Origin of the sequence: Paracoccus yeei ATCC BAA-599 (assembly GCF_000622145.1) — a bacterium.
Taxonomy (GTDB): domain Bacteria; phylum Pseudomonadota; class Alphaproteobacteria; order Rhodobacterales; family Rhodobacteraceae; genus Paracoccus; species Paracoccus yeei.
Genome location: NZ_JHWH01000048.1, coordinates 1 through 8,571, shown reverse-complemented (window position 1 = coordinate 8,571; position 8,571 = coordinate 1). Strand labels below are relative to the sequence as shown.

8 protein-coding genes and 4 pseudogenes are annotated in these 8,571 nt (G+C 67.4%); 4 read left to right on the top strand and 8 right to left on the bottom strand.

What is annotated here, in order from left to right; translation table 11 throughout:
* Positions 1–357, top strand: a pseudogene (locus BU28_RS26140) (hypothetical protein); the annotation flags it as partial.
* 25 nt (positions 358–382) lie between these two features.
* Here the strand turns inward: BU28_RS26140 and BU28_RS0117155 are convergent.
* The 3 genes from BU28_RS0117155 to BU28_RS0117145 all read right to left on the bottom strand — a co-directional run bounded on the left by BU28_RS0117155 (position 383) and on the right by BU28_RS0117145 (position 1,307).
* On the bottom strand, positions 383–715 hold the full coding sequence (locus BU28_RS0117155; RefSeq protein WP_028720532.1) for a type II toxin-antitoxin system HicB family antitoxin: 333 nt from the start codon (positions 713–715) through the stop codon (positions 383–385).
* A complete protein-coding gene (locus BU28_RS0117150; protein WP_028720531.1) occupies positions 712–966 on the bottom strand; it encodes a type II toxin-antitoxin system HicA family toxin in 255 nt (84 codons plus the stop codon). The genes BU28_RS0117155 and BU28_RS0117150 overlap by 4 nt, the downstream gene beginning before the upstream one ends.
* A 155-nt stretch (positions 967–1,121) precedes the next feature.
* Complete coding sequence (locus BU28_RS0117145) at positions 1,122–1,307, bottom strand: hypothetical protein (RefSeq protein WP_143809772.1); 186 nt, start codon at positions 1,305–1,307, stop codon at positions 1,122–1,124.
* 117 nt (positions 1,308–1,424) lie between these two features.
* Here BU28_RS0117145 and BU28_RS26850 point away from each other — a divergent pair.
* Positions 1,425–1,547, top strand: a pseudogene (locus BU28_RS26850) (IS91 family transposase); the annotation flags it as partial.
* Between the two features lie 399 nt (positions 1,548–1,946).
* A pseudogene (locus BU28_RS26845) lies at positions 1,947–2,227 on the top strand (integrase core domain-containing protein); the annotation flags it as partial.
* Here the strand turns inward: BU28_RS26845 and BU28_RS23545 are convergent.
* The 5 genes from BU28_RS23545 to hutI all read right to left on the bottom strand — a co-directional run bounded on the left by BU28_RS23545 (position 2,168) and on the right by hutI (position 8,093).
* A complete protein-coding gene (locus BU28_RS23545; RefSeq protein WP_158212802.1) occupies positions 2,168–2,806 on the bottom strand; it encodes a HutD/Ves family protein in 639 nt (212 codons plus the stop codon). The pseudogene BU28_RS26845 and the gene BU28_RS23545 sit on opposite strands and share 60 nt — an antisense overlap.
* A 5-nt stretch (positions 2,807–2,811) precedes the next feature.
* Positions 2,812–4,494 carry a urocanate hydratase gene (gene hutU, locus BU28_RS0117130; protein ID WP_028720529.1) on the bottom strand — a complete coding sequence of 561 codons (1,683 nt, stop codon included), beginning with the start codon at positions 4,492–4,494 and terminating at the stop codon, positions 2,812–2,814.
* 91 nt (positions 4,495–4,585) lie between these two features.
* Positions 4,586–5,389: an N-formylglutamate deformylase gene (gene hutG, locus BU28_RS0117120; protein ID WP_028720528.1), complete on the bottom strand. Its 804-nt coding sequence runs from the start codon at positions 5,387–5,389 to the stop codon at positions 4,586–4,588.
* Positions 5,386–6,906, bottom strand: a complete 1,521-nt coding sequence (gene hutH, locus BU28_RS0117115; RefSeq protein ID WP_028720527.1) for a histidine ammonia-lyase — start codon at positions 6,904–6,906, stop codon at positions 5,386–5,388. Before hutH ends, hutG begins: the two co-directional genes overlap by 4 nt.
* A complete protein-coding gene (gene hutI, locus BU28_RS0117110; protein ID WP_028720526.1) occupies positions 6,900–8,093 on the bottom strand; it encodes an imidazolonepropionase in 1,194 nt (397 codons plus the stop codon). The genes hutH and hutI overlap by 7 nt, the downstream gene beginning before the upstream one ends.
* Positions 8,094–8,184: 91 nt before the next feature.
* Here hutI and BU28_RS23540 point away from each other — a divergent pair.
* Positions 8,185–8,571: pseudogene (locus BU28_RS23540) on the top strand (formimidoylglutamate deiminase); the annotation flags it as partial.

The window sequence follows — 8,571 nt, the reverse complement described above, 5'->3', positions numbered from 1 at the left end:
CCCTGCCATATCGGCGGCGAACGACACTGGTTCCTCTGCCCTGCCCGTGGGTGCGGCCAGCGTGTCGCGGTGATCTATGGCGGGGGCATCTTCGCTTGCCGCAAATGCCACCAGCTCGCCTATCCTTCGCAGCGCGAGGATATAGCAGATCGGGCAGGACGGCGGGCGGATCGTATCCGCAGCCGCTTGGGGTGGCCAGCGGGCGTTCTGAACGGGTCTGACTTTGGCAAACCAAAAGGCATGCACTGGCACACCTATGAGAGGCTTTGCCGCGAACACGATGTTTTTTCAGATCGCACTCTGAAAGCCATCGCGGATCAACTGAACCTTTGGCCGCATCGCACTAAAATAGGCTGAAATAGAGTCACCGGCTTATCGTTTCCTACCCTGCGGCCCGGTCGATCACCTCTGCGGCCCATTGGTTCAGGCTCTTGCCTGACAGCTCGGCGGCCAACGCGGCCTTGCGGTGAACCTCGGGACTGACCCGGAACATGACCTGCCCCGAATAGGACTTCTGCGGTTCCTTGCCGATCCTGGCGCAAGTGTCGATGTAGTCTTCGACCGCCTCATGGAAGGCTTCGCGCAGCCCTTCCACGGTATCGGCGTGAAAGCCTACCCCATCGCGGATGCCGGCAATCCGGCCCGTGAAAATGCCGTCTTCGTCGTCATACTCGATCCGGGCGGCATAGCCCTTGTAGGTCATGGTGTTGGTCATGGTCTAACCCCGATCCGTTCCAGGAAGTCGCGGGCATCGCGCACCTGGTATCGCTTTGCTTCCTTCGCGGGATGCGGGCGGTGGAACGTCGCAACCTCGCCGTCTTTCTCGAACCGCACCCGTGATCCGCGCCCTTCGATCAGCCGCGCCCCTGCCGCCAGCAGCAGGCTTTCGACTGCCGCCCATTCGATGGTGCCGGACACCGGATCATTGAAGACGGCGGCAAGGGTCTTGCGGTGCTTGCTGTTCATCATGGCAACATAGGAAACGCTAGCAGATCATGCAAGCAATAGACGAAAGGAACCCGCCAGCCTGACACGCAAAGGAAAGACGTTCTGACATGGCAGGAAATGCAGGATGTTTACAAAGCCCGTGACGAGCGGCAGCGAAACCGGAAAAGCAGGTATCACACCACGCTTTCCAGCAGCGCGATTTCGTCGGGGGTCAGGTCGAACAGGCCATAGACGATGCTGTCGATCTGGGCTTCGGCCTTGGCAATCTCGGCGGACAGGCGGGCGATCTCGGCGCGGTCGCGGGTGATCCAGTCTTCCCAGGCGGAACGCTCGGCCAGGGGAATATCGGCCTTGAACACCTTCTTCACCTCGGCCCGGAAGGCGGCGAAGTCGGGCAGGGTCCACCATTCCTGAAGCCGGGTTGTCAGCTTGGGGTCACGGCCAGGCGGGCAGAGATCAGGAATGCGGCGCGATAGATCGCCTCGCTCACGCAGCGTGAGCCGTGTCCCTGCTGCGGCGGTGTCATGCGCATCATCGAGATCTTCAGGCGGGGACAGACACCGATGTCGCGCGCCCCACCGAGGGAGCAGGCCGCATGACATGTCGCCCGTCGTCCGTCACGAAACAACACCGGCTACAGACAGTTGGCCAGGTCCCAACAATGTGCGCTTGTTTGTTTATTGCCAGCGCGCCAAGCAGCGGTAAAAACTCAAAACCGCACAGTCTTGTCGAGATCATTGGCCAAGTTTGCGATCGCATCAGGCCAATGGCACGCCATCAGCGCATTCCGGATGAAGCTGTCGTCCCGTCCCCAGCTCGTCGGCAAGGCAGACCGGAAGACGGCGTGGGAGCTCCTCGAACACCTTCTGACGATCGTGCCCTACCGCATCCACACGATCCTGACCGATAACGGCATCCAATTCGCCGACCAGCCGCGCAATCGGAACACGCCTTGGTCACGGCAGATGCGCTTCGACATGATCTGCGAGGCCAACGGGATCGCGCACAGGCTGACGAAGCCGAACCATCCCTGGAACAATGGTCAGGTCGAGCGGATGAACCGCACGATCAAGGAAGCGACCGTCAAGCGCTTCCACTACGATGATCACGACCAGCTGCGCGCGCACCTGGCCGACTTCATGGCTGCCTACAACTTTGCGCGTCGGCTCAAGACGCTGAAGGGCTCACCCCCTACGAATACATCTGCAAGCTCTGGACCTCAGAACCGGACAGATTCATCCTCCACCCGATCCACCAGATGCCGGGACTGAATACCTAGGGGCTTCCCTCTTGATTCCAGCATGCAGCAATGGACTGAGGGTTGAGCTTCTTTCTTCGAAGCAAGGACGATCGCGAGCAGATAGCCATGCGTCACCTCTGTAGCGGCGATGGCAGGAAAAAGAATGCAGTCCCCAAGACCAAGGATCGCCCCTGTGATTCCCGCTTTCCTTCGTGCCACAAGGGCTACGGTCTGTGGCGGCAGGCTATCGCCGGGCGAAAGCTCGACTATCTGGTGCGAGAAGGCCCCGCGCCGAGTCATTATGTTGAGGTCCAGGACCGGACCTGCGTCCAGCCTGGCATGGACCGGTATCTCGCCCGGGAAGGACAGGGGCGGGCCGTCCGCCGTTACGGCGACCTCAGCCCCGCCAAATGATAGGCGCATCGGCCCGCCCTCCAGCACGGCCAAGGTGCGGTCGATGCCGGGGAAGGCCGAGAAGGGACCGTCCGCCGCCACCTCGGCCATCGACAGCCGCGCGTCGAAGCCGGACAGGTCCGCGCCGTCCGGCCAGACGGCCAGTTCGTGCGTGACGCCGCCGCCGTTCTTCCAGCGGCTGGCCCTGCCCTCGCCCCGGCGCACGAGCCTCACTTGAGGATGCCCGGCAGGTTCAGCCCGTGTTCGCGCGCGCAGTCCAGCGCAATGTCATAGCCCGCGTCGGCATGGCGCATGACGCCCGTGGCCGGATCGTTCCACAGCACGCGCTCGATCCGCCGGTCGGCGTCTTCGGTCCCGTCGCAGCAGATCACCATGCCCGAGTGCTGGGAAAAGCCCATCCCCACGCCGCCGCCGTGGTGCAGCGACACCCAGGTCGCGCCCGAGGCGGTGTTCAGCAGCGCGTTCAGCAGCGGCCAGTCCGACACGGCGTCCGAGCCGTCCTTCATCGCCTCGGTCTCGCGATTGGGCGAGGCCACCGAGCCCGAATCTAGGTGGTCGCGGCCGATCACGACCGGCGCCTTCAACTCGCCGTTCCGCACCATCTCGTTGATGGCCAGCCCCGCGCGGTGACGGTCGCCGAGGCCGATCCACATGATGCGGGCGGGCAGGCCCTGGAAGGCGATGCGCTCGCGCGCCATGTCCAGCCAGCGGTGCAGGTGCTCGTTCTCGGGGAAGAGCTCCTTCATCTTTGCGTCGGTCTTGTAGATGTCCTCGGGGTCGCCCGACAGCGCCGCCCAGCGGAAGGGACCGACGCCGCGGCAGAAGAGCGGGCGGATATAGGCGGGCACGAAGCCGGGGAAGGCGAAGGCGTTCTCCAGCCCTTCCTCCAGCGCGACCTGGCGGATGTTGTTGCCATAGTCGAGCGTCGGCACCCCCGCGTTCCAGAAATCGACCATGGCCGCGACGTGGTCCTTCATGGACGCGCGGGCGGCGGCCTCGACCGCCTTGGGGTCGGTTTCCTGCCGGGCGCGCCATTCGGCGACCGTCCAGCCTTTCGGCAGATAGCCGTGCAAGGGATCATGGGCCGAGGTCTGGTCGGTCACGATGTCGGGGCGCGGGCCGCCCGCCTTCATGCGGCGCACGAGTTCCGGGAAGACCTCGGCGGCGTTGCCGATCAGGGCCACGGACTTGGCCTCGCCCTTCGCGGTCCAGTCCGCGATCATGGCCAGCGCCTCGTCCAGCGAATGGGCCTTGGCGTCGCAATAGCGGGTGCGGATGCGGAAGTCGGCGCGGGTTTCGTCGCATTCGACGGCAAGGCAGCAGGCCCCCGCCATCACCGCGGCCAAGGGCTGCGCGCCGCCCATGCCGCCCAGACCGGCGGTGAGAATCCACTTGCCCTTGAGGCTGCCGCCGTAATGCTGGCGGCCGGCCTCGGCAAAGGTCTCGTAGGTGCCCTGAACGATGCCCTGCGTGCCGATATAGATCCAGGACCCGGCGGTCATCTGGCCGTACATGGCCAGGCCCTTGCGGTCCAGTTCGTTGAAATGGTCCCAGGTGGCCCAGTGCGGCACCAGGTTCGAGTTGGCGATCAGCACGCGCGGCGCGTCCTTGTGGGTGCGGAACACGCCCACGGGCTTGCCCGACTGGACCAGCAGCGTCTCGTCCTCGTTCAGCTTGCGCAAGGATTCGACGATCCCGTCGAAGTCGTCCCAGGTCCGCGCCGCCCGGCCGATGCCGCCATAGACGACCAGCTCGTGCGGGTTCTCAGCCACATCCGGGTGCAGGTTGTTCATCAGCATCCGCAAGGGCGCCTCGGTCAGCCAGCTTTTCGCCGTGATCTCGGTCCCGGTCGGGGGGAAGACGTCGCGGATGTTGTGACGGGGGTTGTTCATGTCCGGTCCTTTCAGGAAAGCAGCTGGCCCGCGATGATGTTGCGCTGGATCTCGAACGAGCCCTCGCACATGCGCGACCTTTTAGGCATCTTCATGGCGCAAGCTCCGGCGCCAGCGCCTCGAGTCGGGCGAGGATCTCGCCCAAAGTCTTGCGCATGGCTCCTGCCTTGGCGAGGTCGAGCTCGAAGGGCGGGGCCTCGGCCGCCAGATGGGTGGACTGCGCCAGTTCCATCTGGATCGCGTGGACGCCGGTTTCCGGGCGGCCATAATGGCGCGTCGTCCATCCGCCCCGGAAGCGGCCGTTCACCACCCAAGGGCGGCCGGTCGCGGCTGCGACCTCCTGCGTGGCGGCCTCAATGGCCGCGGCGCAGGACGTGCCGTTCGCAGTGCCGATGTTGAAGTCGGGCAGCACGCCCGCGAACAGGAAGGGGATCACCGAGCGGATCGAGTGGCAATCGTAAAGGATGGCGACGCCGTGCTTCGCCCGCACCCGCTCGATCTCGGCCGACAGCGCCGCGTGATAGGGCGCGTGGAAGCGCGCCAGCCGGTCGGCCACGTCCTCGGGCGTGGGCTTCTCGGTCCAGATCGGCTGGCCGTCGAAATCGGTGACGGGCACCAGCCCGGTGGTGTTCTGGCCCGGGTAAAGGCTTTCGTCCTCAGGGCCCCGGTTCGCGTCGATGACATAGCGGTGGAAGGTCGCCCGCACCGTCGTCGCCCCGGGCAGAAGCCCGGCGTAAAGCTGGTGGATGTGCCAGTCGGTGTCGGCCAAGGTCCGGCCACGCTCGTTCAGCCGGGCAAGGATGTCGTCCGGCAGCCATGTCCCGGTGTGGGGCAGGCCCAGGATGACGGGGCTGTCGCCCCGGACCATCTCGACAGGCTCGGGTCCAAGGCTCATGCGGCGATCTCCACGCCTGCCGCGGCGGCCAGGGTGCCGTCCTCGACCAGTTTTTGCGCGGCCAGCAGGTCGGGGGCGAGATAGCGGTCCTCGCCCATCGCGGGCACGCGGGCGCGGAGGGCCGCCATCACGCGCGACAGGGCTGCCGAGGTGGCCAGCGGCGCGCGGAACTCGATCCCTTGCGCGGCGCAGATCGCCTCGACCCCGAGGATCACGGCGAGGTTGCGCGTCATCAGCCCCAGCCGGCGCGCGCCATGGGCGGCCATGCTGACGTGGTCCTCTTGGTTGGCGGACGTGGGCGTCGAGTCCACCGAGCATGGGTTGGCGAGATGCTTGTTCTCGCTCATCAGGGCGGCGGTGGTGACCTCAGCGATCATCAGCCCGCTGTTCAGCCCCGGCGCGGGCGTCAGGAACGGCGGCAGGTTGAAGTTCAGCGCGGGGTCCACCATCAGCGCGATCCGGCGCTGCGCGATCGATCCGATCTCGGCCACGGCCAGCGCGATCTGGTCGGCGGCAAAGGCGACCGGCTCGGCATGGAAGTTGCCGCCCGAGACGATCGAGCCGTCCGACAGCACCAAGGGGTTGTCGGTGACGGCATTCGCCTCGATCAGCAGCGTGCGGGCGGCAAAGCGCAGCACGTCCAGCGCCGCGCCCGTCACCTGCGGCTGGCAGCGGATGCAGTAGGGGTCCTGCACGCGCGTGTCGCCCTCGCGGTGGCTTTCGCGGATGGCGCTGCCCTCCAGCAGGGCGCGGATGGCGGCGGCGACCTCGATCTGGCCCTGGTGGCCGCGCAGAGTGTGGATCTCGGCCCGCGTCGGCGCGGTCGAGCCCATGATGGCGTCGGTGGACATCGCGGCCGTCACGACCGCCGCCCGCGCGCAGGCCATCGCGCGGAACAGCCCGATCAGCCCCAGCGCGGTCGAGAACTGGGTGCCGTTGATCAGCGCCAGCCCTTCCTTGGCGCCCAGTGTCACGGGGGCCAGCCCCGCCCGCGCCAGCGCCTCGGCGCCGGGCAGGCGCTCATCGCCGACGAAGGCCTCGCCATGGCCGATCATCACGGCGGCCATATGCGCCAGCGGCGCAAGGTCGCCCGAGGCGCCGACGCTGCCCTGTTCGGGGATCACCGGGGTCACGCCGCGGGCCAGCATCGCCTCGATCAGTTCGACGATGACGGGCCGGACGCCCGAAGCGCCGCGTCCCAGCGACAGAAGCTTCAACGCCATCATCAGCCGGACCGCCGCTTGGTCCAGCGGGTCGCCCACGCCGCAGCAATGCGACAGGATCAGGTTGCGCTGCAGCGTCGCGGTGTCCTCGGGCGCGATGCGGACCGAGGCGAGCTTGCCGAAGCCGGTGTTGACGCCATAGACCGCCGCGCCCCCTGCAGCCGCCGCCTCGATACGGGCGGCCGAAGCTTCGATGGCGGGCCGCGCGGCGGCGTCCAGACGCACCGCCAGCCCCTCGCGCCAGATGGTTTCCAATTGCGCCAGCGTGGCGGCGCCGGGGGTCAGGGTCAGCATGGTTTGCCCTCGAAATAGCGGCGGTGAAGCGGGTTGAAGCCGATCCGGTAGGTCAGTTCGGCCGGATGGGCGACGTTCCAGACGGCAAGGTCGGCGCGCAGGCCGGGCTCAAGCCGCCCTCGGTCGGCAAGCCCCAGGGCGCGGGCGGCGTTGGCGGTGACGCCGCGCAAGGCTTCCTCGGGCGTCAGGCGGAACAGCGTTGCGCCCATGTTCATCGCCAGCAGCAGCGAGGTCAGCGGCGAGGTGCCCGGATTGCAGTCGGTCGCCAGGGCAAGGATGGTGCCCGCCTGGCGGAAGGCGGCCATCGGCGGCATCTGTGTCTCGCGCAGCGCATAGAAGGCGCCGGGCAGCAGGGTCGCCACGGTTCCGGCCTGCGCCAGGGCGGTGGCGTCCTCGGCATCGGCATATTCGACGTGATCGGCGGACAGCCCGCCCCGCCCGGCCACCAGCCTGCTGCCGCCCAGATGCGACAGCTGCTCGGCATGCAGCTTGACGGGCAGGCCCAGTTCGGCGGCCACGTCGAACAGCCGCGCCATCTGCGCGACGGAAAAGGCGATGCCCTCGCAGAAGCCGTCCACGGCATCGACCAGCCCCTCGGCATGGGCCTGCCGCAGGCCGGGGATGGCGACCTCGTCCAGGTAGGCGTCGGGGCGGTCCTTGTATTCCGGCGGCACGGCATGGGCGGCAAGCCAGCTTGTGACGATCCGCACGGGGCGCTCGGCCGCAAGGCGGCGGGCGGCGCGCAGCATCTTCAATTCGTCCGCGATGGTCAGCCCGTAGCCCGACTTGACCTCGACGGTGGCCGCGCCCTCGGCCAGCAGCGCGTCCAGGCGCGGCAGCGCCGATGCGACCAGCTCATCCTCGGTCGCCGCGCGGGTTGCCGTGACGGTGGACAGGATGCCGCCCCCTGCCCGCGCGATCTCCTCGTAGCTGGCGCCCTGCAGGCGCATCTCGAACTCGCGCGCGCGGTCGCCGCCGAAGACCAGGTGCGTGTGGCAGTCGATCAGCGCGGGCGTGACCAGGCGGCCGCCCATGTCCTCGCCCTCCGCCTCGCCCTCGCCCAGGGCGGCGATGCGGCCGTCCTCGATCCGCAGCCACCCGCGCTCGATCAAGCCGTAACCCTCGCCTGTCAGCGTCACGAGGCGGGCGTTGGCAAGGGTGAGGGCGGAGGGAGGGGGGGCCGACATGAGACCTCGCGATTCGGGCTTGCGTTGGCTTGTTTATGTCTGCACATAATGCCGCCTGTCAACGGGGCGCATCAACAGGCGGGAACGGGCAATGCCGGCGATATGGGCAAGACGGGCGCTGCTGCCCGCGGGATGGGAAACGCAGGTCGCGGTCTTCGTCGGAGAGGACGGGCGCATCGCCGCGGTCGAGCGCGGCACGGCCCCGCCCCCCGGCGCCACCGTGGTCGAGACCCTGCTGCCCGCGCCCGCCAACCTTCACAGCCATGCCTTTCAGCGGGCGATGGCGGGGCTGACCGAACGGCGCGGTCCCGATCCGAAGGACAGCTTCTGGACCTGGCGGCGGCTGATGTATCGCTTCCTCGACCAACTGACCCCCGAGGATATCGAAGCCATCGCCGCCTTCGTGCAGATGGAGATGCTGGAGGCGGGCTATGCCACCAGCGTCGAATTCCACTACCTGCACCACGACAGCGGCGGG

Coding starts and splice junctions, on each gene's coding strand:
- BU28_RS0117155 (WP_028720532.1), bottom strand. CDS start 715: ATGACCAACACCATGACCTACAAGGGCTATGCCGCCCGGATCGAGTAT.
- BU28_RS0117150 (WP_028720531.1), bottom strand. CDS start 966: ATGAACAGCAAGCACCGCAAGACCCTTGCCGCCGTCTTCAATGATCCG.
- hutU (WP_028720529.1), bottom strand. CDS start 4,494: ATGAACAACCCCCGTCACAACATCCGCGACGTCTTCCCCCCGACCGGG.
- hutG (WP_028720528.1), bottom strand. CDS start 5,389: ATGAGCCTTGGACCCGAGCCTGTCGAGATGGTCCGGGGCGACAGCCCC.
- hutH (WP_028720527.1), bottom strand. CDS start 6,906: ATGCTGACCCTGACCCCCGGCGCCGCCACGCTGGCGCAATTGGAAACC.
- hutI (WP_028720526.1), bottom strand. CDS start 8,093: ATGTCGGCCCCCCCTCCCTCCGCCCTCACCCTTGCCAACGCCCGCCTC.